The 24,093-nt window shown below is 62.7% G+C and carries 28 protein-coding genes; 25 read left to right on the forward strand and 3 right to left on the reverse strand.

All coding sequences use genetic code 11. The features are described from left to right. Positions 1-5: 5 nt before the first annotated feature. The 12 genes from ACTYOL_RS16930 to ACTYOL_RS16985 all read left to right on the forward strand — a co-directional run bounded on the left by ACTYOL_RS16930 (position 6) and on the right by ACTYOL_RS16985 (position 10,810). On the forward strand, positions 6-1,973 hold the full coding sequence (locus ACTYOL_RS16930; protein ID WP_444756733.1) for a DNA topoisomerase III: 1,968 nt from the start codon (positions 6-8) through the stop codon (positions 1,971-1,973). Between the two features lie 741 nt (positions 1,974-2,714). Continuing rightward, a complete protein-coding gene (locus ACTYOL_RS16935; protein WP_444756734.1) occupies positions 2,715-3,254 on the forward strand; it encodes an STY4534 family ICE replication protein in 540 nt (179 codons plus the stop codon). A 67-nt stretch (positions 3,255-3,321) separates the two neighbouring features. After that, on the forward strand, positions 3,322-3,579 hold the full coding sequence (locus tag ACTYOL_RS16940; protein ID WP_444756735.1) for a hypothetical protein: 258 nt from the start codon (positions 3,322-3,324) through the stop codon (positions 3,577-3,579). Positions 3,580-3,645: 66 nt separating this feature from the next. Continuing rightward, positions 3,646-4,140 (forward strand): JAB domain-containing protein, encoded by a 495-nt coding sequence (locus ACTYOL_RS16945; RefSeq protein ID WP_444756736.1) that lies wholly within the window; start codon positions 3,646-3,648, stop codon positions 4,138-4,140. 67 nt (positions 4,141-4,207) lie between these two features. Continuing rightward, complete coding sequence (locus ACTYOL_RS16950) at positions 4,208-4,924, forward strand: DUF5983 family protein (protein WP_444756737.1); 717 nt, start codon at positions 4,208-4,210, stop codon at positions 4,922-4,924. Between the two features lie 129 nt (positions 4,925-5,053). After that, entirely contained in the window at positions 5,054-5,560 is a 507-nt protein-coding gene (pilL2, locus tag ACTYOL_RS16955; protein WP_444756738.1) for a PFGI-1 class ICE element type IV pilus protein PilL2, read from the forward strand. Further along, a complete protein-coding gene (locus ACTYOL_RS16960; RefSeq protein ID WP_444756739.1) occupies positions 5,557-6,228 on the forward strand; it encodes a hypothetical protein in 672 nt (223 codons plus the stop codon). The genes pilL2 and ACTYOL_RS16960 overlap by 4 nt, the downstream gene beginning before the upstream one ends. 10 nt (positions 6,229-6,238) lie before the next feature. Next, positions 6,239-6,958: a TIGR03759 family integrating conjugative element protein gene (locus tag ACTYOL_RS16965; protein WP_444756740.1), complete on the forward strand. Its 720-nt coding sequence runs from the start codon at positions 6,239-6,241 to the stop codon at positions 6,956-6,958. Further along, on the forward strand, positions 6,940-7,494 hold the full coding sequence (locus ACTYOL_RS16970) for a transglycosylase (RefSeq protein WP_444756741.1): 555 nt from the start codon (positions 6,940-6,942) through the stop codon (positions 7,492-7,494). The genes ACTYOL_RS16965 and ACTYOL_RS16970 overlap by 19 nt, the downstream gene beginning before the upstream one ends. After that, positions 7,491-7,910, forward strand: coding sequence for an integrating conjugative element protein (locus ACTYOL_RS16975; protein ID WP_444756742.1), 420 nt, complete (start codon positions 7,491-7,493; stop codon positions 7,908-7,910). Before ACTYOL_RS16970 ends, ACTYOL_RS16975 begins: the two co-directional genes overlap by 4 nt. Positions 7,911-7,919: 9 nt before the next feature. Beyond that, on the forward strand, positions 7,920-10,046 hold the full coding sequence (gene traD / locus ACTYOL_RS16980; RefSeq protein WP_444756743.1) for a type IV conjugative transfer system coupling protein TraD: 2,127 nt from the start codon (positions 7,920-7,922) through the stop codon (positions 10,044-10,046). A 35-nt stretch (positions 10,047-10,081) separates the two neighbouring features. Beyond that, positions 10,082-10,810 carry a TIGR03747 family integrating conjugative element membrane protein gene (locus ACTYOL_RS16985; RefSeq protein ID WP_444756744.1) on the forward strand — a complete coding sequence of 243 codons (729 nt, stop codon included), beginning with the start codon at positions 10,082-10,084 and terminating at the stop codon, positions 10,808-10,810. Between the two features lie 638 nt (positions 10,811-11,448). Here the strand turns inward: ACTYOL_RS16985 and ACTYOL_RS16990 are convergent. The 3 genes from ACTYOL_RS16990 to ACTYOL_RS17000 all read right to left on the reverse strand — a co-directional run bounded on the left by ACTYOL_RS16990 (position 11,449) and on the right by ACTYOL_RS17000 (position 12,872). Then, positions 11,449-11,925, reverse strand: a complete 477-nt coding sequence (locus tag ACTYOL_RS16990; RefSeq protein ID WP_444756745.1) for a nuclear transport factor 2 family protein — start codon at positions 11,923-11,925, stop codon at positions 11,449-11,451. Between the two features lie 60 nt (positions 11,926-11,985). Continuing rightward, positions 11,986-12,555 (reverse strand): TetR/AcrR family transcriptional regulator, encoded by a 570-nt coding sequence (locus tag ACTYOL_RS16995; RefSeq protein WP_444756746.1) that lies wholly within the window; start codon positions 12,553-12,555, stop codon positions 11,986-11,988. A gap of 158 nt (positions 12,556-12,713) precedes the next feature. Next, a complete protein-coding gene (locus tag ACTYOL_RS17000) occupies positions 12,714-12,872 on the reverse strand; it encodes a hypothetical protein (protein ID WP_444756747.1) in 159 nt (52 codons plus the stop codon). A 263-nt stretch (positions 12,873-13,135) separates the two neighbouring features. Here ACTYOL_RS17000 and ACTYOL_RS17005 point away from each other — a divergent pair, with 263 nt between their 5' ends. The 13 genes from ACTYOL_RS17005 (at position 13,136) to ACTYOL_RS17065 (ending at position 24,085) form a co-directional block, all read left to right on the forward strand. After that, positions 13,136-13,588: a helix-turn-helix domain-containing protein gene (locus ACTYOL_RS17005; protein ID WP_444756748.1), complete on the forward strand. Its 453-nt coding sequence runs from the start codon at positions 13,136-13,138 to the stop codon at positions 13,586-13,588. A 209-nt stretch (positions 13,589-13,797) separates the two neighbouring features. Next, positions 13,798-14,133 carry an integrative conjugative element protein, RAQPRD family gene (locus ACTYOL_RS17010; RefSeq protein ID WP_444756749.1) on the forward strand — a complete coding sequence of 112 codons (336 nt, stop codon included), beginning with the start codon at positions 13,798-13,800 and terminating at the stop codon, positions 14,131-14,133. Further along, positions 14,120-14,359 (forward strand): TIGR03758 family integrating conjugative element protein, encoded by a 240-nt coding sequence (locus ACTYOL_RS17015; protein ID WP_444756750.1) that lies wholly within the window; start codon positions 14,120-14,122, stop codon positions 14,357-14,359. The genes ACTYOL_RS17010 and ACTYOL_RS17015 overlap by 14 nt, the downstream gene beginning before the upstream one ends. A 15-nt stretch (positions 14,360-14,374) precedes the next feature. After that, positions 14,375-14,752 (forward strand): TIGR03745 family integrating conjugative element membrane protein, encoded by a 378-nt coding sequence (locus ACTYOL_RS17020; protein ID WP_444756751.1) that lies wholly within the window; start codon positions 14,375-14,377, stop codon positions 14,750-14,752. A gap of 7 nt (positions 14,753-14,759) precedes the next feature. Next, positions 14,760-15,161: a TIGR03750 family conjugal transfer protein gene (locus ACTYOL_RS17025; protein ID WP_444756752.1), complete on the forward strand. Its 402-nt coding sequence runs from the start codon at positions 14,760-14,762 to the stop codon at positions 15,159-15,161. Beyond that, the gene (locus ACTYOL_RS17030; protein ID WP_444756753.1) at positions 15,158-15,796 is read left to right on the forward strand and encodes a PFL_4703 family integrating conjugative element protein; all 639 of its coding nucleotides are present in this window, start codon (positions 15,158-15,160) and stop codon (positions 15,794-15,796) included. Before ACTYOL_RS17025 ends, ACTYOL_RS17030 begins: the two co-directional genes overlap by 4 nt. Then, a complete protein-coding gene (locus ACTYOL_RS17035; RefSeq protein ID WP_444756754.1) occupies positions 15,796-16,602 on the forward strand; it encodes a TIGR03749 family integrating conjugative element protein in 807 nt (268 codons plus the stop codon). Before ACTYOL_RS17030 ends, ACTYOL_RS17035 begins: the two co-directional genes overlap by 1 nt. Next, positions 16,592-18,100 carry a TIGR03752 family integrating conjugative element protein gene (locus ACTYOL_RS17040; RefSeq protein ID WP_444756755.1) on the forward strand — a complete coding sequence of 503 codons (1,509 nt, stop codon included), beginning with the start codon at positions 16,592-16,594 and terminating at the stop codon, positions 18,098-18,100. Before ACTYOL_RS17035 ends, ACTYOL_RS17040 begins: the two co-directional genes overlap by 11 nt. Then, positions 18,063-18,482, forward strand: a complete 420-nt coding sequence (locus tag ACTYOL_RS17045) for a TIGR03751 family conjugal transfer lipoprotein (protein WP_444756756.1) — start codon at positions 18,063-18,065, stop codon at positions 18,480-18,482. Before ACTYOL_RS17040 ends, ACTYOL_RS17045 begins: the two co-directional genes overlap by 38 nt. Next, on the forward strand, positions 18,482-21,223 hold the full coding sequence (locus ACTYOL_RS17050; RefSeq protein ID WP_444756757.1) for a conjugative transfer ATPase: 2,742 nt from the start codon (positions 18,482-18,484) through the stop codon (positions 21,221-21,223). The genes ACTYOL_RS17045 and ACTYOL_RS17050 overlap by 1 nt, the downstream gene beginning before the upstream one ends. A gap of 224 nt (positions 21,224-21,447) precedes the next feature. Further along, positions 21,448-22,428: a TIGR03756 family integrating conjugative element protein gene (locus tag ACTYOL_RS17055; protein WP_444756758.1), complete on the forward strand. Its 981-nt coding sequence runs from the start codon at positions 21,448-21,450 to the stop codon at positions 22,426-22,428. Further along, positions 22,425-23,780, forward strand: a complete 1,356-nt coding sequence (locus ACTYOL_RS17060; RefSeq protein WP_444756759.1) for an integrating conjugative element protein — start codon at positions 22,425-22,427, stop codon at positions 23,778-23,780. Before ACTYOL_RS17055 ends, ACTYOL_RS17060 begins: the two co-directional genes overlap by 4 nt. Further along, entirely contained in the window at positions 23,777-24,085 is a 309-nt protein-coding gene (locus ACTYOL_RS17065; RefSeq protein ID WP_444756760.1) for a hypothetical protein, read from the forward strand. The genes ACTYOL_RS17060 and ACTYOL_RS17065 overlap by 4 nt, the downstream gene beginning before the upstream one ends. Positions 24,086-24,093: the final 8 nt, after the last annotated feature.

A 24,093-nucleotide genomic window follows, 5' to 3' on the forward strand; every position in this document is an offset into this window, starting at 1 on the left:
TGCGTATGCGCCTGTTTATTTGCGAGAAACCATCCCAAGCCCGTGATATCGCGCGCGTATTGCAGGCCAGTCGGCGTGGCGACGGTTGCCTGCAGGGGACGGGTGTCACCGTGACCTGGTGCGTCGGCCATCTGTTGGAAACTGCACCCCCTGAAGCCTATGGCGACTACAAGCGCTGGTCGCTGGACGATCTGCCGATCATTCCCAGTCGTTGGCAGCTGGTCGTCAAACCCAAGGTCGCCAGTCAACTGAAGGTCATCCAGCAGCTGCTACGCACCTGCAGCGAGGTGGTCATCGCCACCGACGCCGATCGCGAGGGAGAGATGATCGCCCGGGAGATTCTCGAGCGCTGCCAGTACCAGGGGCCGATCCTGCGCCTGTGGCTCTCGGCCCTGGATGACGCCTCGATTCGCCGGGCCTTGGGCACCCTGCGCCCAGGCGAGCAGACCTTGCCGCTGTACCACTGCGCGCTGGCCCGCTCCCGCGCGGACTGGCTGGTGGGCATCAACCTGAGCCGGTTGTTCACCCTGCTCGGTCGCCGTGCCGGCTTCGATGGTCTGCTGCCGGTGGGGCGTGTGCAGACGCCGACGCTGCGCCTGGTGGTCGAGCGAGACCGGGCGATCGCGAGCTTTGTGCCGCAGCCGTTCTGGACCGTCGACGCTCAGCTGGAAGCCGACGGCACGAACTTTCTGGCCCGCTGGCAGCCGCCCGCCACTGTCTGCGACGACGCTGGGCGCTGCATCGACGAGGTAGCCGCACAGGCAGCAGCGCGACGTCTGCTCCAGCAGGGGTCAGTTAGGGTCCACAGTGTGGAGGTCGAACACGTTCGTGAAGGCCCACCGCTGCCCTTTGATCTGGGCACCCTGCAGGAGGTCTGCTCAGCCAAGCTCGGGCTTGGTGCGCAGGAGACCCTGGGGATCGCCCAGGCGTTGTACGAGACCCACAAGGCGACCACCTACCCGCGCACCGACTGCGGCTACCTCCCGGAGAGCATGCTCGATGAGGTACCCCGTGTGCTCCACGCCATGGCGGCGGCCGCGCCGTCACTGGGGCAAGCGCTGAAAGACCTCGACCCTTGCCGCCGTTCTCGTGCTTGGAACAGCGGCAAGATCACCGCTCACCACGGCATCATTCCCACCGCTGTTTCGCTGGACCTGGCGCAGCTCTCCGAGCGCGAACGGGCGGTGTACACGTTGATTCGCGCCCGCTATCTAGCGCAGTTTCTGCACGAGCATGAGTACCTGAAAACCCAGGCGCTGCTGCACAGCCAGGGTGATCAACTGCTCGCCCGCGGCAAGCAGATCCTGACTCGCGGCTGGAAAGCGGTGATCAACGAAGGCGATGGCAACGAACCAGTTGAGCAGACCCAGCGCCTGCCGACACTGCATGAGGCGGCAGCATTGACATTGATTGACGCGACGGTCAACGCGCAACGCACCCAGCCGCCCAAGGCCTACACGGAAGGCACCCTGGTCAAGGCCATGAAAACCATCGCCAACCAGGTAGCCGACCCGCGGCTCAAGCAGAAACTCAAGGACAGTTGCGGCCTCGGCACCGAGGCCACCCGCGCCGCCATCATCCAGGGCCTGATCGACCATGGCTACCTGACCAAGAAGAAACGCAGTCTGGCCGCCTCGGCGGCAGCGCATACCTTGATCGAGGCGGTACCGCCGGAGGTAGCCGACCCGGTGCTGACCGCGCTGTGGGAGCAGGCGCTGGACCGCATCGAGTCAGGGAAACTGAGCGTCGAGACCTTCCTCGCCAAGCAGGCAGAGTGGCTGACCCGGCTGGTGCGCAGTCACGCCTCGCTCACCCTGCGCCCGCCGCCCAGCAAGGGGCCGCTCTGCCCGGTGTGCCGCAGTACCATGCGTCAGCGCAAGGGTCGCACCGGCAGCTTCTGGTCCTGCACCCGCTACCCGGAATGCAAGGGCACCAAGCCGGTGGCTAAACCCAAGCAGGGGAAAAAACCGTGACTTGACGAGGCACCATCGCGCTGCTGTAGTGAGGGTGCCCTTCGCCGCGAGGCGATCCAAGACCGATTCGCTCCGGGCAGCTCGGTCAGACTCGTAGAGTTCGGAGCCACACTTCACTGCATTTTCGAATGTCTTCTCAGTGTTCTAGGTCCCCCAGGTGGATGACCCGTGCGGCTTGCGCCAGGCCGCAGGGGTCATCCGCTTCGGCGACGATGCTCAGCTCCGGTGCCCGCCGGCGAAACACTGGGCACCTTTTGTGCGCGGATGCGTGCCAGTTGATTCCGATCCAGACCACGACAAGGGTCGGGTGATCCAGGTTGATCGGCAGGGGAGATTGTGCGACGAACCCCGCTGTCCGAGTGCTGGATCAAGGGTGGTCCAATTCTTCCTAGCCTGATGACCGTCGGGCTATTTTTTCGCCTGCAAGAATCCACTGAACGCCACCGCTTTCCACCCGCCCAGATCGCCTGCAATCCACGGTTGACGGGGCTTTGCCCGCGTTTTATAGATGAGCTGCACACCGCTGTCGTTGACAGCGTAAAGGTAGCTAGAACCTTCGAGGCTACGCCCATTTCGGGTGGTTCTCCCCAAGTGCGATGCGCGCTCGGCAGCTCGCACGGTCACCGTCCCCTCGGTGATGAGCGCTCTCTACACCGACACGTTTTTGCACCTCCCCTTGCGGAACTCACCCGCCGCCAGGGCCGGTGGAGGTCCGCGTTTCAGCTGAACAGGAGCGCCATCATGACGACTGCAAGCAATAACGCCCCCACCACCTACTTCAACCTGCACACCCAAGGCATTGGTTACCTGAACCGTGTTCGCGAAGTCCCGGTCCGCCGCGGCCAAGCCTTCATGGCGTGCGACATCGCCGCCTTGCACGGTGCCTCGGACGACGTCGAGTACACCCGCTTCGACTGCAAGGTCGCCAGTGGTGAAGCCGACCGGCTGATCCGTGAACACCTGGAAGACGTCCGTGCTGAACGCAAGGTCCTGATCGCGTTTCGCATCGGCGACCTCTGGGTGGATCCCTTCCTGTACGAGAAAGGCGAGCGCAAGGGGCAACCCGGCGCCAGCCTCAAAGGCCGGCTGATCTTCATCGAGTGGATCAAGGTCGATGGCCAGTTCAGCTACCGTGCGCCCGCTCGCACCGACGCTGCCAGCGCCCCTGACGCTGCAGAGGAACCGGAAGCGGAAAACGCGGACACCGGCGGTGACGCCGATCAGCGTCAGCCAACTCCGACCGCCGCACATAAATCCACCGCAGTACCTCAGCCTGCCTGAGGCAGCTTGACCGCCAACAACAGGTGCTCCCACGAGCACCTGTTGTTCACTCACGTCGGAGGTTGCCATGGAAATCTTCTGGCTTTGCGAGGACTGCCTACAGACGGTCGCCTATGACGACTTCAGCGCGCTGTCGCTGTACTACAGCGAGGCTGAAGTTGAGCAACGGATCACCCATATGCGCACCCAACTGCAGGACCTGCTGCCACTGAGCGCCGATTTCGACCCACACACCGGCGCCGGTTTCGAGGCCTTTTCCACCCGACCGTGCGAGGGCTGCCAAAGCTCGCTCCACGGTGCCCGTCATCGCTTCACGCGTCTTTGAGTCGCGCATTTCACCAGTCTGGGGCACTCCCCCAGGGGGCGCTCCATCTCCCACGAGGAATTGCCCATGAACACTGCCCTGAACCGGGTCGCCCCACTCGACCCCGTGTTGGCCCAACGCGTCCGTGAGGATACGCTGATCACCGAAGCCTTGCAGTTGCTGGACCAGCGTCACTTCCAGCGCGGCGAGCAGCTGATCACCCCCACCGATGCCGCGGCCTACCTGAAACTGCGACTCGCCCCGTACCACCACGAGGTGTTTGCCCTGCTCTGCCTCGACTCGCGTCACCGCGTGTTGAGCTTCGACATTCTGTTCACCGGCAGCATCGACGGGGCCTCGGTGTATCCCCGCGAGGTGGTCATCAAGGCACTGGAGCACAACGCCGCCGCCGTGATCTTCAGCCACAACCACCCTTCCGGCTGCTCGGAACCGAGCGGTGCCGATCGGATACTCACCACACGCCTGACCGAGGCCCTGGCCCTGGTTGAGGTCCGCGTCCTGGACCACATCATCGTCGGCGAAGGCACCCCGCTTTCGTTGGCCGAATACGGCTGGCTCTAACAGCCCACCTCTGTCCAAGGGGGCCACCGCCAATTCGGGGTGGCCTCTGCGCCTTCGGAGAACCATCATGCCCCCTTCCCTTCGCAACCCGTTTCTTCGCGGTTTCCACGATCTTCGCGTCGAGCGTGTCGTCCAGATCACTTATGCCGACAACTCCCCGCCCTGCTACCGCGCGCTGCACCCGGCCCAGAACCAGCTACCCAATGAGGCCATCAACTTGCGGCCATGCCTGTTCGATGACGACTATGCCGTTATCACCGACAGCGAAAGGGTGCCATCACTTGTGCACATGCGCTGCCCGGCGGACGGCCGGGTGAGTACGGTGCTCTACCAGGTCATTGGCAGTCACCTCGGACGCCTGCTGCACCTCGGCGACCTCCCCAGCGAGGAAGCTGCACGCGACCTGATCGAGCAGTTGTCCTTCGCCACCGGGCACTACAGCCGCAGTTGGGAAATCAGCAGCGCTCACCTGCCGGCGGAAGCGTTCGAGTACCTGCAAGTACGCGCGTGGTGCAATTCACCGGCGAGCTTCTTCGAGTGCTTTGAACTCAACAGCAGCCATGCCGTCGGCTGCAAGTTGTATTCGACACCCTGGGTAGCAGGAATGGAGACAGAAAGCCGCAGTTGCAGCATCGACGAAGTCCGTGCACGCCTGCGCGATGATCATGTACCGCCCGCGTTACTCCAACTGCTCCTGCTGGCAGGTCAGGCGGACACCCGTTTTCTGATCTTTGACCCCGACGCAGCAGCGCTTCCGGAACTGCCCCTGTTCACTGAAAACTGATCCATGGCGCCCCACATGGGCGCCTTTTTTGTGGCCTCGACGAAAATCTGGCTGACTGGATTCGGTTTTTCAGTGGGGACCCGCCCGCACTTTCGCCAAGGTGTCGACAACTTTTGTCGAGACCTGGTCATGCATACCTCCCCACTCCCCGTCCTCTGCCTGATGATCGCACTGGTTGGCTGCAACACCCCACCACCGGCGCCCACGCCTGCACCAGCTGAGCCACCGCTCTCCTCGCTCAAGCCGAAGCCTTCGATACCGGCTTGGGTCCGCCAGGACCGCTACACCTTGGTCAGTACGCGGCCGACGCTGGAGCAGCGCCAGCCCCTGTACCAGCTCATCAACGTGCAAATCGCTCCGGCCCTGCATGCGAATGTCGGCGAAGCCCTGCGCCACGTGCTGCAGCGTTCGGGCTACTCACTCTGTCCCGATAGCGGGGTGGTGGATCGGTTGTTCCGCCGTCCTCTGCCTGCCGTGCACCACCAGCTCGGCCCGATCACACTGCTGGACGCCTTGACCATCATCGGTGGCCCGGCCTGGCGGCTCGACATCGACCCCGTCGGCCGAACCGTGTGCTACGTCCTGCGCTTACTTCCGCCCGAACCACCCTTCTCGACCGTGGAGATTGCGCCATGAAGGTTCAACACTTCCAGGCCCTGGTGATCGGCGCGCTGTGCCTCGGCGCCGCCGTGCTCGCCGCCGAAACATACAACCATCACCAGCAACTGGCCGAGCTCCAGGCCGCCGCCCGCAATGCCCCTGCCGATCCCGTGCCGGCCCTGCGTCGCGACGTCGATGCATTAAGCAATACGCTCGCGACGCTGCAGCCGCAGGTAGTAGCGCTGGGCGAAGCGCAAGGCCAGAGTGCCTCAGCGCAGACAGGCCTCAGCCAGCAACTGGCAGAGCTGACCGCTTCACTGAAAGTACTTCAAGCGACACCCCGAGGCCCCAGTAGCGCAGATTTGACCGCACTGGAGCAACGACTGGCCACAGCAGAGGTGGCTTTCGAGAAGCTATCGTCAACACCCGCTGTACCAGCGGCCACCATCACACGGCCGGCTACGGCCATCGGCCAGAAAACCAAGGCCAAAGCCCCGACGCCGCCCTTCACCCTGCTGGGGATAGAGACCCGGGGCGCCGTCAGGTTTGTGACCGCCCTGCCCGCCGGTGCGCGGTCATTATCGGCTGTGCACCTGCTGCAGCCCGGCGACAGCCTGAACAACTGGCAGTTGCGTACGATCCGCGAGGACCAGGCCGTGTTCCATGTCCCGGATCATGGCGACCGCACACTGCCGCTGCCGTGAAGAGGTGCTTATGGCTCGGCTCCTCGTCCTCTCGCTCACCTTCCTCCCGGCCGGCCTGCTAGTAAGCTCGGCCTGGAGCGCGCCGACGCTGGTCGACTCTGCCCCGCAGTACAGCGAGCAGACGCGACTGGGTCAACAGTATTCCGCTGCGACTCAAGCCAAGGCCTGGGGGCTGACCGATGACGAGTGGGCTACGTTCAAGCGTCTGCAGACTGGCCCCCGCCACTATTGGTCGCCCCAGCTCGACCCGCTCACTACCCTGGGCGTGGAGGCCGACTCGGACCAGGAACGACAGCGCTATGCCGAGCTGCAGGTCCGCCTCGAAGCCAAACGCGCCGAACGCGAGCTGGCCTACCAGAAAGCCTACACCGCCGCCTGGGCGCGCCTGTTCCCGGGAATGCTGCCCGTGCAGGGGATGAGCGACGATGCAGCGCCCATGAGCAGCAGCCGCACTGCCTTGTTCGTGGAAGAACATTGCCCAGTCTGTATGACCCGTACCCAGCAGTGGCTGCGTGCCGGCGCGCGCCTGGACGTGTACCTGGTCGGCAGCCAAGGTGACGATGCGCGTCTGCGCCAGTGGGCGCGTGGCGCTGGCATTACCCCCACCCAAGTCAGCGGCGGTCAGGTGACCCTCAACCACGACCGCGGTCGCTGGTTCGCGCTGGGCGCCACCCGCCCGTTGCCGGCACGCTTCCAACAGGTAGACGGAAAATGGCAGCGCCTCGACTGATCCTCGCCTTGACCTTGACCGGCGTCAGCGCCGTTCAGGCGGGCGCCCTGCCGCCGCCAGCCTATCAGTTGGCCGCCGCACGGGCCGGTATCCCCGCCTCCGTGCTGTTCGCCATCGCCTTGCAGGAAAGCGGCACACCGCTGCGCGGTCACCTCATGCCCTGGCCCTGGACCTTGAATGTTGCCGGCACGCCGCAGCGCTTTGCCAGCCGCCATGAGGCCTGTGCCGCACTTCGCCAGGCGCTCGCCGACCACAACCCCAAGCGCATCGATGTCGGACTGGGACAGACCAACCTTGGCTACCACCCGGACCGCTACCCAAGCGCCTGCGACGCCCTCGACCCACGTGAGAATCTGGCCGTCACCGCCGCGCTATTGCGCGCGCACTATGCCGACACGGGCGACTGGGTGGTGGCGGCCGGCCGCTATCACCGACCAGCCGGCGGTGCATCGGCGGCGCGCTATCGCAGACAGTTCAGCCGACACTGGCAGCGTATCGAGGCGGTTGCGTCTTTTCCTGGAGGGGCGCTGCCATGAACCGCTCCTACCTGATGGCGCTGGTCATCTGTCTGTCGCTACCGCTCACCGCGCTCGCCGCCTCGAGCATCCCCCCCGATCCCAGCAAACTGAAATGGGTGCTGCCGGTGCACAGCGAGCGCCTCACGCCGGGTACCGTGCCGCCTAGAACGCTGGACCTCCCCGCCATCACGCCGCTGTTCCTGGTCGGGCAGGACCTTGCCTCCCTGGAGTGGTTGTCCCGCCATGCGCAGGTTCTGCGGGACCTGGGCGCCAGTGGACTGGCGGTCGAGGTCACAGACGTCCAGGCCTTGCGCCGCATCCAGGCGGCAGCCCCTGGGGTGAACATCTGGCCGGTGAGTGGCGACGACATCGCCGAGCGGCTGGAGCTGGAGCACTACCCGGTGCTCATCACACCCACCGGCCTAGAACAGTGAGGAAACATCATGGGCGACCATGCGATGGAATCCCTGCTGCGTCCGGCGGTGGAGCTGTACACCGTGGGCATCTGCGCGGGTGCCGGCGCCTTGTGCCTGCACTCGCCCTGGGCAGTGGCACTGTCGCCCGAGGTAGGCACAGGGATGGCCCTGGCCTACACCGCGTTCGGCCTCAAGCGGCTCAACGAGGCTCGGATCGTCCTGCGTTATCGGCGCAACATCCGCCGACTGCCGCGCTACTCGCTGACCAGCCGGCAGATTCCGGTGAGTAGCAAACGCCTGTTCATGGGCCGCGGCTTTCGCTGGACCCGTCTGCACACCCAGCGCCTACTCGAGGCGCAGGACCCAGCGTTGGCCCGCTATGTCAACCAGTCAGCCGCCTATCAATGGGCGCGCCGGATGGAGCATGTGTTGGAAAAGGCCCCACCCGGGTTATCGCTCCTGCCCCGTCTGACCGCGTGGGACAGCCCGTTCAATCCGGTGCGTCCGCTGCCGCCGGTCGGCGGCTCACCGTTGTTGCATGGCGTCGAGCCGAATGAGCAGGAGGTCTCGTTGCCATTGATCGAACGCGTGGGCCACACGTTGGTACTGGGCACCACCCGCGTAGGTAAAACACGGGTAGCCCAGGTGTACATCACTCAGGATATCCACCGGCCCACGCGGGAAGTGGTGATCGTCTTCGACCCCAAGGGCGATGCCGAGCTCCTGACCAGCATGTATGCGGATGCAAAGCGAGCTGGTCGCGAAAACGAATTCTACGTCTTTCACTTGGGCTGGCCGGAGATCTCCGCGCGCTACAACGCCATCGGCCGCTTTGGCCGCATCTCCGAAGTGGCCACACGGATCGCCGGCCAACTGAGTGGTGAAGGCAACTCCGCGGCGTTTCGCGAGTTCGCCTGGCGCTTTGTCAACATCATCGCCCGCGCCCTGATCGAGCTGGGCCGGCGCCCGGACTACCTGCAGATCCAGCGGCACGTGGTGAACATCGATGCACTGTTCATCGAATATGCCCAGCACTTCTTTGCCCGCCATGATCCGCAGGCCTGGGAAGCGATCGTGCAGATTGAGGGTCGCCTCAACGAAAAGAACATACCGCGGCACATGATTGGTCGAGAAAAACGCGTAGTCGCCATCGAACAATACCTCACCGCCAAGCGCATCTTCGATCCAGTGATGGACGGCCTGCGCTCGGCCGTGCGTTATGACCGCACCTACTTCGACAAGATCGTCGCCTCGCTCCTACCGTTGCTGGAAAAGCTCACCAGCGGCAAGACGGCGCAACTACTCGCCCCCAACTACACCGACCTGGACGACCCGCGGCCGATCTTCGACTGGCTGCAGGTCATCCGCAAACGCGGCATCGTCTACGTGGGCCTGGATGCGCTGTCCGATGCCGAAGTCGCGGCCGCCGTCGGTAACTCGATGTTTGCCGATCTGGTTTCCGTGGCCGGCCATATCTACAAGCATGGCATCGACCACGGCCTGCCAGGCTCCTCCAGCGCGGCGGATAAGGTCCCTATCAACCTGCACGCTGACGAGTTCAACGAGCTGATGGGCGACGAGTTCATTCCGCTGATCAACAAGGGCGGTGGTGCTGGTATCCAGGTCACTGCGTATACCCAGACCTTGAGCGACATCGAGGCGCGCATCGGCAGCCGGGCCAAAGCCGGCCAAGTCATTGGCAACTTCAACACCCTGCAGATGCTGCGGGTACGAGAAACCGCGACCGCAGAACTACTGACCAATCAACTGCCCAAGGTCAATGTACAAACGCGTACCCTGGTCTCCGGGGCGACGGACACCGCCGACCCCGATGCCCATACCGATTTCACCTCCTCCTCGCAAGACCGGGTCACCACCACTGCCGTGCCGCTGATCGAGCCCGCACACATCATTGCCCTGCCGAAGGGACAGATGTTTTCGTTTCAAGAAGGTGGTCAACTGTGGAAGGTGCGGATGCCGTTGCCCAAACCGGCCAGTGAAGATGCCATGCCAGCGGACCTACAGACCCTGGCTGCACGCATGCGCGAGTCCTACAACGCCAATGCGGGTACCTGGTGGACCAGTGCCGGAGGTGCGCCGACAGTCGACTTCGATCCAGAGATGCCTCCGCCTGGACGTAGACGCGCCTCGTAAGCGGCCCGACAACAATCAAGTCCTGTGGAGCCCGTATGCCCACCACCGCACCCAGCCAACCTCCCGCACAACGACGTCCGGGGCTTATCTTCGGCACGCTCGAGCTATGCCTAAGGCTGCTCGGGCTGCTGTTCGCCGCGCTGATGTTTTCCATCGTGCTGGAGTTCGTGGGCATGCTGTGGTTCTGGCCAGAGCAAGGCTGGCATCACAGCCATGCCATGTGGCAGACCGAGCTCGGCTGGCTCAGCAGCCACTTTAAGAGTTCGTTGCTCGTCCAAGAGCCTGCGCAAGCGACCGCGAAAATCCTTGAGCACCTGAACGACTGTGTCGTGGTCCGATCAGGATGGCTGCAATCCGACACGCAGTTGAAGCTGCTCAGTCGAGAGGCGTCGCTGCTGGGGCAATTTGCCCAGGCCTACGTCGTGCTACAGAACTACTTGTTGGCGGCTCTGTTTATAGTCTTCACTTTCGTGGTCCGCCTGGCCGTGCTAACCCTGGCAATGCCGCTTTTCCTGCTGGTCGTTATAACCGGTGCTGTCGATGGCTTGATGCGACGCGATCTGCGCAAGTTCGGGGCAGACCGGGAGAGCAGCTTTGTTTACCACCGAGCGAAACGGACATTGCCGTCGCTGATGGTGAGCCCCTGGGTAATTTACCTTTCGCTTCCCTGGTCGCTCAACCCCAACTGGGTGCTGCTGCCATTTGCCGTACTGCTCGGATGGATGGTGGCAATCACAGCTGCGACGTTCAAAAAATATCTTTGAGCGTGCGCTATCGACCCAGTCTGTGTCAAAACTCCCGCAGTTGTCTAAGCTTCTGACCGTCTTGATCGTGGTGGGGCAATCATGAAGCAGTGACGAGGCAAATCCAATTGAACTACGGGTCGGCGATTGGTCTTGCTTGAGCGGGTCTCCCTCTGCCGGAAGCAATTCGCCCTAAGGTTCGAGGCCAATGCTCTAGGCGCAGTGATTGAGATCGTTCGCCGGACGAATCTCTCGACCTTATTAACTGCCAGAATTGCGTTGACCCATGACGACTGGGGGCCATCACCCTGGAGCCGGAGCGCTTGCAGCGACGGGCTGCTCTATGCGGCGCAAAAACGCCTTTCTAAGCTCGGCGGTGCGAGTCTTCGTTGAGCTGGCTAAAAAAGTATCCAGCGATCTTGATCAGTGAAAATTTGCGCGGCAGGGCGCGCGCGTGCGATAGGACTCAAGGGAGAGGGAAGTGCAAAGATGATGGCTTGCCCGACCGACGAAGCGAAGACTGGAAGGAGAGGCCCCCTGTTGGCTTTCTAACCTCCGACGACGCGCTGATGTGTATCACAAACCGCAATAGGGATGACGCATGGCTTCTGAACGAAAAACCTGATCCTCCAGGTCAAAAGGATCAGGTTAACGATGACTTACAGGCCGAGCTCGGTCAGACCTGGGTGGCCATCCGGACGGCGGCCCAGTGGCCAGTGGAACTTACGCTCGCTTTCCTTGATAGGCATGTCGTTTACGCAGGCGAAGCGACGGTGCATCAGACCATCAGCTTCAAATTCCCAGTTCTCGTTGCCGTAGGAGCGGAACCAGTTGCCGGAATCATCATGCCACTCGTAAGCGTAACGGACGGCGATGCGGTTATCGGTAAAGGCCCAGAGCTCTTTGATCAGACGGTAATCCAGCTCTTTTCTCCACTTGCGGGTGAGGAAACTTTTGGCCTCTTCACGGTTGGTCGCGAACTCAGCGCGGTTACGCCATTTGGTATCCAGCGTGTAGGCGAGCGAGACTTTTTCCGCATCGCGACTGTTCCAACCATCTTCAGCAAGTCGAACTTTTTCAATTGCTGTTTCGCGAGTGAAAGGAGGAAGTGGCGGGCGAGTTTGGGCATTGGACATGGTAGTGACTCCAGTCTATTTGGGTAGATAAGTGTGAGTAGTGCCTCTGAAGCTCAAGCTTTAGGGCATGAGCTCTTTCAGCAACATCTGCGCAACTTGCTTTGCACTATCAGCAGCGTGATAATCACCCATAACACGAGCCATGGTGATTGCGCCTTCTATCAGAATAAATAACTGCCTAGCTAAGACCAACGGTTGCTCGGTGTTCAATTGCTCAGTCAGTTCAAACGTATAGTCTAAGAGTTTTTGCTTGTGAAGCTTTGCGATCTGGCGGATGGGGTCATCGGGGTCCCCTACTTCGCCTGCCGTGTTAATGAACGCACAGCCGCGGAAACCATCCGCCTCAAACCAGCTTTTCAAAACAGTAAATATACTCAGTATGCGATCGTACGGCGTAGCTGCTTTGTCGCATTCAGTTCTGAACCATTGCATCCAGCGTACGTCGCGGGCGCTCAAGGCCGCAGCTGCGACGTCATCTTTGGTAGCGAAGTGGTTGTAGATACCCTTCCTTGACACGCCGGAGGTCTTCACCAGTAGATCCATGCCCGTGGCATGAATCCCATTTTCGTAGATGAGTTTCTCGGCGGTGGCTAGGATCTGGGCTCTGTGATCTATCGTTGGTCTGCTCATGGACTCAATGTAGAACGATCGTTCTCACCGGTCAAGCATCACAAGGTGATTTTTGGTTAGGGGAGCGCGCCCCAGTGACAGACTGTTTTGGCAATCAACCACGAGCGTACCTCTGATGGATAGGACGCCCCCAAGGCCGGTTAGACAGTTCTTCGGGGCTATAAAAGGATATGCCGGGTTGTATGCTTGCGCACCAGGTTGGTGGTGCCTCCAGGGTCGCCACTGCTCGAGTACAGCCCGTCGAGCACGCGCAGGAATTCCACGCGCTCGTACTGGGCCATGTCCAGTTGGCTGAGCGAGCCGTAACCGGCGATCAAGATAGTCAGCGGAGCGTCGCCGTCCAAGGTGGTGTTAGAGACCGCGAAGCCGCGGGAGAAGGAGTTGCTCTCGTTGCCTATGGCCGCCTGGGAGATACCACCTTTTTGCCAGTCGGACCGCCGTCGAGGTTTTCACACAGCCTAGGTCGAAAGTAGACGCTCGCAGAGTGGCCTGGCACCGACGGGCCCTGGCTCAAGGGTGTATGATAGAGTGCGACCAAGAGGCCTGGGCGGGTCACCTGCCCAACTAAAGTCGCCGCCAAATGCATCCAATCACTGACTCCTCAGGTAATTTCATGGCGTTAAAGTCATCGTTTGCCAATGTGCTTCGAGTACTACGCAGTCAGCGTAACATCACCCAGCGCGGATTTGCCGACACGACCAGCCGCACCTACTTGTCCAAGCTCGAATCCGGTAGATCGAGCATCACACTGGACAAACTTGAACAGCTCAGCGCGCGATTGGAAATGAGCCCTTTGACACTGGTGGCTTTGACGCTGAGCGAGGATACGGGGCAGGCGGCAAATGAGTTGCTCGCCAGAACCCAAAACGAGATCCGGGCGCTTGAGTCAGATGGCCGAATTCCAGGGTTACAGGCCACTCTGGGGAACGATCTAGCTGCACGTCCATTGCCGGCCAGCTCACGCAATCCTCGAATAAAAATGACCTCACACGCTATAGGTTCCGTTCAGGCGGAGCTGTCCTTCACCGACTGATGGCTGGCTAGCCTCTCAGGCGTTCGCTGCAGCATTCGTGAGGCCAGCAGCGCTCGCAGATTAGTATCGTCCCCACCTTGGTTGAACTCCAGTCTTACCCCGGTCCGGCCAACTTCGCCAGAAAGCGAAAGGCCAAGAATCCTTTTAACTCGTGCCCCAACTCGCCCACTCAGTAATGGTGGCGACCAGAGATTGCTCTGGAGCCCGCCATGAGGACATATGCCTTCCCGTTGCTTGTGATTTTTCTAGCAACACTCCCGGCTGTTGCACAAGAAAATCGCGAGCGCTCGGATATGGGACTCGTGCAACGACAGTTCAATGCCATCGAACAGTTGGTCGATCGCGCGGCAAGCGGCTCTAACGGTGCCACTGGAGCGCGCTATCGCTTCGACTATCAGAGGTTTGCGGCCGACCTCGAACGTGTACGTGAAGGCATCCGTAACTACCTGTCGCCCTCCCGCGCGCAGCCAGCCGACCTGGTCGAGCTGGCGGGTCAGTACAGTACTGAAGCGCCTCACTCGAGCCCCTCCAATGAGCATGACTGAAGCTCAACTCAGCGCGTTTTCTGCCGTGGCCGGGTTCACCCCGCAGCTCAGTTCGGTGCTGTGGCGCTCATCGGTACTGGTGCTCGCGTTGCTCTGGTGCGCTTGGGCCCTGTGGACCGGCTACCGCGGCTGGGCGGCCGGCAATATCAACTTTGGCGCGCTGGGCGGGAGCATGCTACGCCTGGCTCTCGCCCTGATCGTGCTGATGTTTTTCATGCTGTCGTAACCAGGAGGAATTGCCATGAACCTCTCCCGTCGCGGCCATCGCCCGCTCGCCGCACTGCGGACTACCTGTTCGAAAACCCTGCTCGGCGGTGTGGTTCTGCTGAGCTCAACCCTGGCCTGGGCAGACCTGCCGACCATGGAAGCGCCCTCGCGCGGCGAGGGTTCGGGCCTGATCGACACCATCAAGAACTACGCCTACGACGGCGGCATCCTACTCGGGCTGCTGATTGCCACCCTTGCCTTCCTGGGCGTGGCCTGGCATTCGCTCACCGTCTACGCCGACGTGCAGAACCAGCGCAAGACCTGGAAGGACCTAGGTGCCGTGGTCGGCGTAGGCGCGCTGCTAGTGGTGGTGATCCTGTGGTTCCTCACCAAAGCTGCGACGATCCTGTGAGGTTTCCATGTCCGACGCCCCTGCCACCCTCCCCGACGGCACGCTGACCTTCCTGCCGGAACGCCTCAACCGCGATCCGGCCGTCCTGCGTGGTCTCACCAACGACGAGATGTGGGTCGCGCTGATTGTTGGTGCCGTACTGGGTGTGGTCCTCGGCGCGCCGCTGGCGGTGGCCACCGTCTCCATCGCCACCCTCCCCACCTGCATGTTCCTGTGGATGGCGTTGGTACTGCTCGGCGGCGGCAAGCTGCTGCGCCGTGCCAAACGCGCCCGTCCCGAAACCTGGCTGTACCGACACCTGCAGTGGCACCTGGCGGTGCACTGGGGCATCGGCACTCAGTACCTGATCCTGTACTCCGGCCCGTGGACGGTCCGGCGCACGCGCCGGCCTGCGAGGACCGCCTCATGAGTCGCTTCCGCAATAAAGTGGATGCGCAGCAAGCGCATATCGTCAGCCTGCGCTTGGCGGTGGCGACCTTGGCGCTGCTGTGCACCGGGCTCTGGTACGGCTGGCAGTCCGCCCCCGCCGAACTGACCATTCACGTGCCACCCGACCTGCGTTCCGGTAGCACCCGCAAATGGTGGGACGTGCCGCCGGAAAACATCTACGCCTTCGCCCTATACATCTTCGGTCAGCTCAACCGCTGGCCCACCGATGGCGAGGTCGACTACCACCGTGCCATCTTCGCCTTGCAGCCCTACCTGACACCGGCGTGCAAGACCTTCTTCGACGGCGACTTCGAGTACCGCAAGGCCGCCGGCGAACTGCGCGGCCGCGTGCGCGGCGTGTACGAGGTGCTGGGCCGCGGCTACAGCGACGATCCCGGCCTGCGGGTGAAGCAGCTGGATAAGCACAGCTGGCTGGTCAAGCTCGACCTCAATGCCGATGAGTACTACGCCGCCGAGCCGGTGAAGCGCGTGGTGGTGCGCTACCCGCTGCGCGTAGTGCGCTTCGACGTCGATCCCGAGCACAACAAGTGGGGCCTGGCCCTGGACTGCTACGAAGGCACACCGCAGAAGCTAACGTTGCCTGGAGGTACGTGATGATGCGTGTCTTGATCATGATCCTGGTCTCGATCACCGGCTGGTGTTCAGCCGTAGGTGCCGTTGAGCTCAAATACTGGGACCGCCTCCCGCTGGCCGTGCCACTGACGGTGGGTCAGGAACGTATCCTGATGCTGGATGAGGATGTTCGCGTGGGATTGCCCGGTGCAATCGCTAGCAAGCTGCGCGTGCAGTCCGCCGGCGGGACGGTGTACCTGCTCGCGGCTGAAGCCATACCCCCTACCCGACTACAGCTGCAGTCGGTGAAGTCGGGGGACATCATCCTGATCGACATCGAAGCGCTCGAAGGTAGCGAGTCGCTGGAGCCGGTCAAGATTGTGGCCCAGGCGCCGGCATCGGATGTCGAAACAACGCCGGAGTCAGCACCGGTCGCGACTCCAGTACCCGTCGTGCTCACCCGCTATGCGGCGCAGAACCTGTACGCGCCGCTGCGCACCGTGGCGCCATTGCCCGGTGTGCGCCGGGTACCGCTGGGCGAGTCTGGTGCGTTCAGCACGCTCCTGCCTACCGAGCGGGTGGCCATCAAGGGGCTCGCGGCCTGGCGGCTGGGTGACTATTGGGTGACAGCGGTGAAGATCGTCAACCTTGGGTCGGCCAAGGTCGCGTTGGACCCGCGTCATCTACAGGCCACGCTGTACGCCGCCACCTTCCAGCACGAATACCTCGGCCGCGCCGGCACGCCTGAAGACACCACGGTGGCGTATCTCGTTACCCAGGGCGGCGACCTGAAACACGCGCTGCTGCTGCCACCTCCTGCACCGGAGGCTGCCGATCATGAAAGCTAACAGTTTGCTGAAATGGCTGGTGCCTGCGGTCCTGCTGGGGATTGTGCTGATCATCGGCAAATCCTGGGTGTCTCCGACAGACGCTCAACCTGCCCATGATCCCGAAAACGCCGCCCTCAGTCCGGAACAGGCCAAAGCACTCGGCATAGCCGGCGACACGCCGCGCGATACCGTGGCCACGCTGATCGGGCAGGTCAAGGCGATGCGTAGCGAGATGCTGTCACTGAAGAAAGGCAATGAGGCACTGCAGACCGAGAACAACCGGCTGCGCACGCGCGAGGGCAACATCGACAGCCGTATCCAGAGCACGCTGAGCAGTGTCACCCAGCAAGTCTCCGAGCAACGCCAGCAGGCGAACGATGCTCGGCAGAAGGCTGAGCAGCAACACCGCGAGACCCAAGGATTGCTGTCCAGGCTCAAGGACCAGCTCACCAGCAAGCCGGCCGCGAAGTCCGACGTGCCCGTGGGCTTCGGTCTCGAGCCGGGTGACGAGCAACAATTCTCTGGGGTACAACCACCGGCCGATGCGATGAAGTGGATCGAGCCGTCGAATACGCGTGCCGGCCAGGAGGGGGCCGGCAACGCCAAGGGGCCATTGTCGGCGCTGACGTCGAAGTTCAAGGATCTGCATGGCCTGGACAACAACGCGATCGACCGCGGCCAGGATCATCTACGTGCCGTAGCCAAAGGCGAGCGCGACCTGGCAAACACTCAGGATCGGGCCGAGGGTGTCAAGCCGGTCTACACCCTCCCCGAAAACTCGACCCTGATGGGCTCGATCGCCATGACCGCTCTGATTGGCCGGGTGCCGGTGGACGGCACGGTGAACGATCCCTACCCGTTCAAGGTGCTGGTGGGACCGGACAACCTTACCGCCAACGGTATCGACCTACCGGACGTGGTCGGCGCGGTCATGAGCGGTACCGCTGCAGGCGACTGGACCTTGTCCTGCGTGCGCGGCCAGGTCGAGTCGATCACCTTTGTCTTCAGCGACGGTACCGTGCGCACAGTGCCGCAGCCGCAGAAGGTGGCCAGCCGCAATCCCAGCAGCACCCAGACCTCGGACACCGACAAGATCCGCGGTGGCCTGGGCTATATCTCCGACCCTTATGGCATTCCCTGCATCGCCGGCGAGCGACGCTCCAACGCCCAGCAATACCTGGGCAGCCAGAGCCTGATCACTGCGGCCGGCGCCGGCTTCGCGGCAGCGCTGGGTAGCGAACAAGCCAACACCTCGTTCATCAACTCGGCCAGCGGCAGCCTGGGGCTGACCCAGAACAGCGGTAACAGCGCGCTGAACTCGGTCATCAGCGGTGGCATCGGCGACATCCGTGACTGGGTCAACAAACTCTACGGCGAAGCCTTTGCCGCCATCTACGTTCCACCAGGGGCCAAAGTGGCGTTGCACCTGGATCACGAAATCAACATCGACTACGAACCCAAAGGCCGGAGAGTGAACCATGAAAGCCCATCCGTTTCGGTACTGGACCTGGATTAGCCTACTGCTTTGCCTGCACATGGCGGGCTGCACCACCAGCAAGGACGAAATGCTGCCCCACGGCGATCAAACCATGCTGGATATCTGGAACAGCGGCGGCTCGGTCGGCACCCAGCAGCTGTTGCAGCAAGCCCGCGGTGAGCTGCGCCGGCCGGTGCTCGATCCCGAGCGCCTGATAAAAGACCAGAGCACCTACACCCGCACGGCCGCCAACGAGATCCGCGCCCAGTTCCCACGCCTGCCCAACCCGGACCTGGTTATGTACGTCTACCCGCACCTGGCCGGCACCCAGCAGGCGCCAGTGCCCGGCTACTCGACCGTGTTCCCACTGTACGAGAAGGTCCAGTACGCGCTGCCCGGTGAACGCCTGGACGATCTGTGATGGACGATGACGCAGATCGCGCCCCGCCGCACTGGCAGCCCTGGCGCGCGGTACAGCGCCGGCGAGCCACGCGTGAGGATGAAGCCGCTCAGTACGCGCACAACCCCAGCTTCACCGACCACTTGCCCTGGGTCGAATACCTCGAGGAAGACCAGTGCTTTCTGCTCGACGACAACCGCTCGGTCGGCGCCGTGTTCGAGTTGCAGCCGATCGGCACCGAGGGCCGTGAGCCCGAATGGTTGATGGCGGCGCGCGATGCGCTGGAGGATGCGCTGCAGGACAGCTTCGACGAGCTCGACCAGGCGCCTTGGGTCGTGCAGTTTTTCTGCCAGGATGACAATGATTTTTCCCCTTATCTGGAACGCCTGGAGCAATACGTTGCACCACGGGCGACAGGCACACCCTTCACCTCCGCCTTCCTCGCCTCGATGCAGCGCCACCTCGACGCCATTGCCAAACCGGGCGGACTGTTTGACGATCATGTCGTCTCGCACCTGCCCTGGCGCGGCAGCAATCGGCGGATTCGGCTGGTGATCTACCGCTGGCTCGGTGACCAGGCCAACGACGAAGGGCAACACCCCGCTCAGTTGCTGAGAAGGACCTGTGACCGCCTGATGGCCTCGTTGCAGGCCTGCGGGGTCAATCCTCGCCGACTGACCGGGCGTGACTTCTACGCCTGGCTGCTGCCCTGGTTCAACCCGGCCCCTATCCTCACCGGCGAATCAGCGGCGGCGTTCTATCGACGTGTGCCCTACCCGGAGACCGATGACGGCGATGGCCTGTCGCTGCCGTTCGACCACGACTTTGCCGAGCGACTGTTCTTCCATGAGCCACGCTCGGACAGCGAGCAGGGGCTGTGGTACTTCGATCAGCAGCCGCACGCGGTGATGGTGGTCGACAAGTTGCGCAGGCCACCTCACATTGGCCAGCTGACCGGCGAGACCCGCAAAGGCGAGGCGCTCAACGCCTTGTTCGATCAACTCCCCGAGCAGTCCATCCTGAGCCTGACCTTGGTCATCACACCCCAGGATGTGCTCGAGGAGCAGCTCAACCGCTTGGCGCGCAAGGCCATCGGCGAAAACCTTGCGTCGACCCAGACTCGCCAGGATGTGGAAGAGGCCCGTGCCCTGATCGGCCGCCAGCACAAGCTGTACCGCGGCACCTTGGCGCTGTACCTGCGCGGCACTGATGAACAGCAGCTGCGCCAGCGCTCGATCCAGGCCGCCAATGTGCTGCTCGGTGCCGGCCTGCAGCCGGTGCGCGAGGGCGATGAAGTCGCCGCGTGCAACAGCTACCTGCGCTGGCTGCCGATGGTCTACAACCCCGCCCGCGACACGCGCAACTGGTACACCCGGTTGTTGTTTGCCCAGCATGTCGCCAACCTGCTCCCCCTGTGGGGACGCAGCATCGGTACCGGCAATCCGGGAATCACCTTTTTCAACCGAGGTGGCGCGCCGCTGTCGTTCGATCCGCTGTCACGCTTCGACCGTTCCATGAATGGCCACCTGCTGTTGTTCGGCCCGACCGGCGCCGGCAAATCGGCCACCCTGGTCTCGATCCTGATGCAGGTCATGGCCGTGTACCGACCCCGGCTGTTTATCGTCGAAGCCGGCAATTCCTTCGGCCTGCAGGGCGACTACTTCGCTACCCTCGGGCTGAGCGTCAACAAGGTCCAGCTCAAACCGGGCAGCGGCTTGAGTCTGGCGCCCTTTGCCGATGCTCGGCGGCTGATCGAGCGCCCCGACCAGGTCGCCAGCCTGTCGACCGAGGACCTGGATGAGGTCGCGTCGGACAGTGACGAGCAACGCGACGTGCTGGGCGAGCTGGAAATTACCGCCCGCCTGATGATCACCGGCGGCGAAGCCAAGGAAGAAGCGCGACTCACCCGAGCAGACCGCAGCCTGATCCGCGAGTGCATCCTCGATGCGGCCAGGCACTGCTCAGCCAGCGACCAGCAGGTCATGACACGCCATGTTCGTGATGCCCTTCGAGCGGTCGCCAGCGACGCCCACCTGCCCGACAAGCGTCGCGAGCGGGCCCAGGAAATGGCCGAGTCCATCGACCTGTTCTGCCAGGGCTTCGAGGGCGCGCTGTTTGACCGACCCGGTACACCCTGGCCAGAAAGCGATGTCACGATCGTCGACCTCGCCACCTATGCCCGCGAGGGTTATGAAGCGCAGATGTCAATCAGCTACATCAGCCTGATGAACACGGTGAACAACCTGGCCGAACGCGACCAGTATCTCGGTCGCCCGATCATCATGGTCACCGACGAAGGCCACATCATCACCAAGAATCCGCTGCTGGCGCCCTTTGTGGTCAAGGGCACCAAGATGTGGCGCAAGCTCGGCGCCTGGTTCTGGTTGGCAACGCAAAACCTGGCCGACTTCCCCGATACAGCACAGACCATGCTCAACATGATCGAGTGGTGGATCTGCCTGAACATGCCGCCAGCGGAGATCGAGGAGATCGCCCGCTTCAAGAAGCTCACGCCGGCGCAGAAGACACTGCTGCTGTCGGCGAGCAAGGCCTCGGGCAAGTACACCGAGGGCGTGGTGCTCTCAAAGCAGCTGGAGACGCTGTTTCGCGCGGTACCGCCGAGCCTGTACCTTGCCCTGGCCATGACCGAGCCCGAGGAAAAAGCTCAGCGCTGGCGGCTGATGGAAGCGCATCAGCAGTCCGAGCTCGAGGCCGCTCTGCAGGTCGCCGCGGAGATTGATCGCCTGCGCGGCATGTCGTGAACACCACAGTACCAGCGTAATTCAAAGCCCTTTCCTTCTATGAAAATCGACAGGAGTACATTTGTACTCCATTGGTATTTTCGCACTACTCGCAGCCTTCAGTTGAGCGACTAGCGAAAACGATCACCTCGGCCTCGGTTTGTTCGTCTCGTTCTTTTGCCTGATCCGGGATGCTGCAGCTTGGCGCATGGATGCACACCGCTGCCACCTGCCGAGCGCTGCCCATGAACGTGACCGTCACGACCCCATGCAGAGCACCACAGCCCAAGAAGACTGATCGTGGCCGTGCGTTCATGGCGATCGTTTTGTTCGTGGCTGCCGAGCAGTGTCTGGCGCTGACCACCCCCGCCATCATTGCCTCCGTCACGTCGCTGCAGTGCCTGGAGTACCGAATCGTCGGAATCTGCTACTGGCTGCTCTGCACCCCGTTCGGCTGCGCGGTGCGAACCTCGCCCAAGGTCCGTCACTTCATTCCCGAGTTGGTGGTGTCGAGCTATTCCGACACCGGCGGCAACCCCTGGGGCGAGATGTCTGCCCTTTCAGCGCCAACGCCCGCGTCGCAAGGCGGGGGCAACCTGATCACGCCCTCGCCGCAGCGCAACAACCTGCCGCGCTTCAAGAATGTCGACGGCTTCGGGCATCCCGGCGGCGCGGCACTGACAACCCTGGCTCACAGCTTCGGCTATGCGTGTCCGAGCGGGGCGGTGCCCCTTGCGCCCTACTACCTCAGCACGCTCGATCCGCTGGCCTGGCGCCACGCCATCCCCGAGTCCGTCTACCCGCAGGCACTCATCCCAGGCATGCGCGAGATTGGCAGCCAGGCCCTCGGCAACATGTGGGGCAACGTCTACCCACGGCAGGGTTTTCTGGTCCAGGCCGACGACTTCAAAGCCGCCGCCGTGATGGCGCAACGTGCCAGTGATTTCATCACCCGTAGCGGCCAGCCGCACGTCTATCTGCCGCTGCAGCCAACGCCCTCGCCGGGCTATTGGCCGCCACAGCCGGTGATGGAGAACAACGTCAACAACCATCGCTGGCAGTTGCTCGCACCGGTGATTCAGAACACCTGCGCCATCTTCCCCAGCCCGACGATCCAGAGTGCCGATGGCGCCTATGCCTGGTCGCTGTGGCGGCCCTACCGTTGCTGCCAACGCATGGGGCAGACCTTCCTGTTCAGCATCGACTTTGAGGGCGGCCAGTCATGAACACCCTCTCGTTCGGACTGGCATGCTTCCTCGTGTGCGCCGTGGGCCATGCCGCCGAAAGCAACTACCACCTCGGCGACCAGGGCCCAGTCTTGGACGACCGCGTGATGTACACCATCGGCGGCGGATCGGCGGCGGGCGCGCCCTCCTCGCTCTACCGACCCAGCGGGCTCGGCGTGGGCCTGTCCTGGCGCGCGAACATGATGTGCGGAAACATGAACCTGTCCAATACCCTGCAGAACCAGCTCAACGGTGCCACTCAAGGCTTCCAACAGATTATGGGCAACGTCATCCAGAACGCCACACAGGCGGTGATGTCCTTGCCGGCGATGATCATCCAGCGCGCCAACCCTGGGCTGTATGAGCTGCTGAGCAACGGCGTGCTGCAGGGGCGCATCGACTTTGACCGCTCAAAGCTCACCTGCCAGGCAATGGCGGCCAGAATGGCGGACAAGGTGGACCAGGCCGGTTGGGGAGCGCTGGCACAGAACCAGGAAATGCAGCACAACCTGGAGCAGTCCGATGGGGATGCCGTGGTGGCGGTGAAAAACACCGAATCGAACAATGGCAACAACGGTGTCAGCTGGGTCGGCGGACAGAAAGCCGGTGGCCATGGTCAAGAACCTATCCGAGTAACCTCAGACGTGGTCAAGGCGGGCTATAACCTGCTGCACAACCGCTCGGTCGAGGACTCCTCGGCCATCGGCTCGGGCTGTCAGACTGGCGCGATCTGCCAAGCCTGGTCGACCCCGGAGGAGGCTTCCGAATGGGCCACTCGGGTGCTCGGAGAAACCGAGGTGGAGACCTGTGATGACTGCGAGACGTTGCGCGTCAGCGCGGGTACAGGCCTCACGCCGCTGATCCAGGAAACCTACACGCAGCACCTTGAAGGCCTTCAGCGCATGCTGTCGGGCGCTGAGCAGCCTACACCGGAAAACCTTGGCAAAGTCTCCAGCCCTTTGCTGCCCGTCTCGCGCGGGGTCATCGAGGGTCTGCGCGACGACCCTGACCAGAACCTGCTGGCCCGGCGCTTGGCCAGTGAGACCGCGCTGTCGAGTGTGATCTACAAGGCAATGCTGCTGCAGCGTACGTTGCTGGCCGGCAGCCGTGAGCCCAATGTGGCATCGGCGCAGCCCGCCACCACCGCCCTCGACAGCAATGGCGAAACGCTGGAGCGCGAGATCCGCCTGCTGCAAACGGAACTGCAGGTACGCCAGTTGCTGGCCACCAACACCGCCAGCCTGGTCCTCGATCGCCACGCGGGTGGCGCCGATGCCTCACGAAGCATCGATCAGCGCGACCCGCAGCCGGACCGCCTGCGCCGCGCTGAACAGGGGAGAAGTGCACCATGATGCCCATTTCTTTGAGGACCACACTCATCCAGGTCCTGCTGATCCTCGGCGCCATCGTGACCATGTTGCTGATTGCCTGGATGGCGCTGCTGCACCTGACCGACGCCCAGCTTGATGGGTTCGAACCGGCGCGGGTGAAGTCACCCTATTTCGCCTACTGGCGCGCCCTGCTGTACACCCTAATCTTCGCCGGTTGGACCGCAGTGCTGCGCTTGCGGCCAGCACCCGAGGAGCAGCAACAGCTCAAGCGCCTGGGACTGATCGGCTTCGTCTCGATCATCCTGGTCGAACTGTCGCGCGCGTGAGGTGCAGT

Source organism: Pseudomonas sp. A014 (genome assembly GCF_052378495.1).
Lineage (GTDB): Bacteria > Pseudomonadota > Gammaproteobacteria > Pseudomonadales > Pseudomonadaceae > Aquipseudomonas > Aquipseudomonas machongensis.

Excerpts from the sequence above, each read along its gene's own strand:
- ACTYOL_RS16930 (WP_444756733.1), top strand. The coding sequence starts at position 6 with ATGCGCCTGTTTATTTGCGAGAAACCATCCCAAGCCCGTGATATCGCG.
- ACTYOL_RS16935 (WP_444756734.1), top strand. The coding sequence starts at position 2,715 with ATGACGACTGCAAGCAATAACGCCCCCACCACCTACTTCAACCTGCAC.
- ACTYOL_RS16940 (WP_444756735.1), top strand. The coding sequence starts at position 3,322 with ATGGAAATCTTCTGGCTTTGCGAGGACTGCCTACAGACGGTCGCCTAT.
- ACTYOL_RS16945 (WP_444756736.1), top strand. The coding sequence starts at position 3,646 with ATGAACACTGCCCTGAACCGGGTCGCCCCACTCGACCCCGTGTTGGCC.
- ACTYOL_RS16950 (WP_444756737.1), top strand. The coding sequence starts at position 4,208 with ATGCCCCCTTCCCTTCGCAACCCGTTTCTTCGCGGTTTCCACGATCTT.
- pilL2 (WP_444756738.1), top strand. The coding sequence starts at position 5,054 with ATGCATACCTCCCCACTCCCCGTCCTCTGCCTGATGATCGCACTGGTT.
- ACTYOL_RS16960 (WP_444756739.1), top strand. The coding sequence starts at position 5,557 with ATGAAGGTTCAACACTTCCAGGCCCTGGTGATCGGCGCGCTGTGCCTC.
- ACTYOL_RS16965 (WP_444756740.1), top strand. The coding sequence starts at position 6,239 with ATGGCTCGGCTCCTCGTCCTCTCGCTCACCTTCCTCCCGGCCGGCCTG.
- ACTYOL_RS16970 (WP_444756741.1), top strand. The coding sequence starts at position 6,940 with ATGGCAGCGCCTCGACTGATCCTCGCCTTGACCTTGACCGGCGTCAGC.
- ACTYOL_RS16975 (WP_444756742.1), top strand. The coding sequence starts at position 7,491 with ATGAACCGCTCCTACCTGATGGCGCTGGTCATCTGTCTGTCGCTACCG.
- traD (WP_444756743.1), top strand. The coding sequence starts at position 7,920 with ATGGGCGACCATGCGATGGAATCCCTGCTGCGTCCGGCGGTGGAGCTG.
- ACTYOL_RS16985 (WP_444756744.1), top strand. The coding sequence starts at position 10,082 with ATGCCCACCACCGCACCCAGCCAACCTCCCGCACAACGACGTCCGGGG.
- ACTYOL_RS16990 (WP_444756745.1), bottom strand. The coding sequence starts at position 11,925 with ATGTCCAATGCCCAAACTCGCCCGCCACTTCCTCCTTTCACTCGCGAA.
- ACTYOL_RS16995 (WP_444756746.1), bottom strand. The coding sequence starts at position 12,555 with ATGAGCAGACCAACGATAGATCACAGAGCCCAGATCCTAGCCACCGCC.
- ACTYOL_RS17005 (WP_444756748.1), top strand. The coding sequence starts at position 13,136 with ATGCATCCAATCACTGACTCCTCAGGTAATTTCATGGCGTTAAAGTCA.
- ACTYOL_RS17010 (WP_444756749.1), top strand. The coding sequence starts at position 13,798 with ATGAGGACATATGCCTTCCCGTTGCTTGTGATTTTTCTAGCAACACTC.
- ACTYOL_RS17015 (WP_444756750.1), top strand. The coding sequence starts at position 14,120 with ATGAGCATGACTGAAGCTCAACTCAGCGCGTTTTCTGCCGTGGCCGGG.
- ACTYOL_RS17020 (WP_444756751.1), top strand. The coding sequence starts at position 14,375 with ATGAACCTCTCCCGTCGCGGCCATCGCCCGCTCGCCGCACTGCGGACT.
- ACTYOL_RS17025 (WP_444756752.1), top strand. The coding sequence starts at position 14,760 with ATGTCCGACGCCCCTGCCACCCTCCCCGACGGCACGCTGACCTTCCTG.
- ACTYOL_RS17030 (WP_444756753.1), top strand. The coding sequence starts at position 15,158 with ATGAGTCGCTTCCGCAATAAAGTGGATGCGCAGCAAGCGCATATCGTC.
- ACTYOL_RS17035 (WP_444756754.1), top strand. The coding sequence starts at position 15,796 with ATGATGCGTGTCTTGATCATGATCCTGGTCTCGATCACCGGCTGGTGT.
- ACTYOL_RS17040 (WP_444756755.1), top strand. The coding sequence starts at position 16,592 with ATGAAAGCTAACAGTTTGCTGAAATGGCTGGTGCCTGCGGTCCTGCTG.
- ACTYOL_RS17045 (WP_444756756.1), top strand. The coding sequence starts at position 18,063 with ATGAAAGCCCATCCGTTTCGGTACTGGACCTGGATTAGCCTACTGCTT.
- ACTYOL_RS17050 (WP_444756757.1), top strand. The coding sequence starts at position 18,482 with ATGGACGATGACGCAGATCGCGCCCCGCCGCACTGGCAGCCCTGGCGC.
- ACTYOL_RS17055 (WP_444756758.1), top strand. The coding sequence starts at position 21,448 with ATGAACGTGACCGTCACGACCCCATGCAGAGCACCACAGCCCAAGAAG.
- ACTYOL_RS17060 (WP_444756759.1), top strand. The coding sequence starts at position 22,425 with ATGAACACCCTCTCGTTCGGACTGGCATGCTTCCTCGTGTGCGCCGTG.
- ACTYOL_RS17065 (WP_444756760.1), top strand. The coding sequence starts at position 23,777 with ATGATGCCCATTTCTTTGAGGACCACACTCATCCAGGTCCTGCTGATC.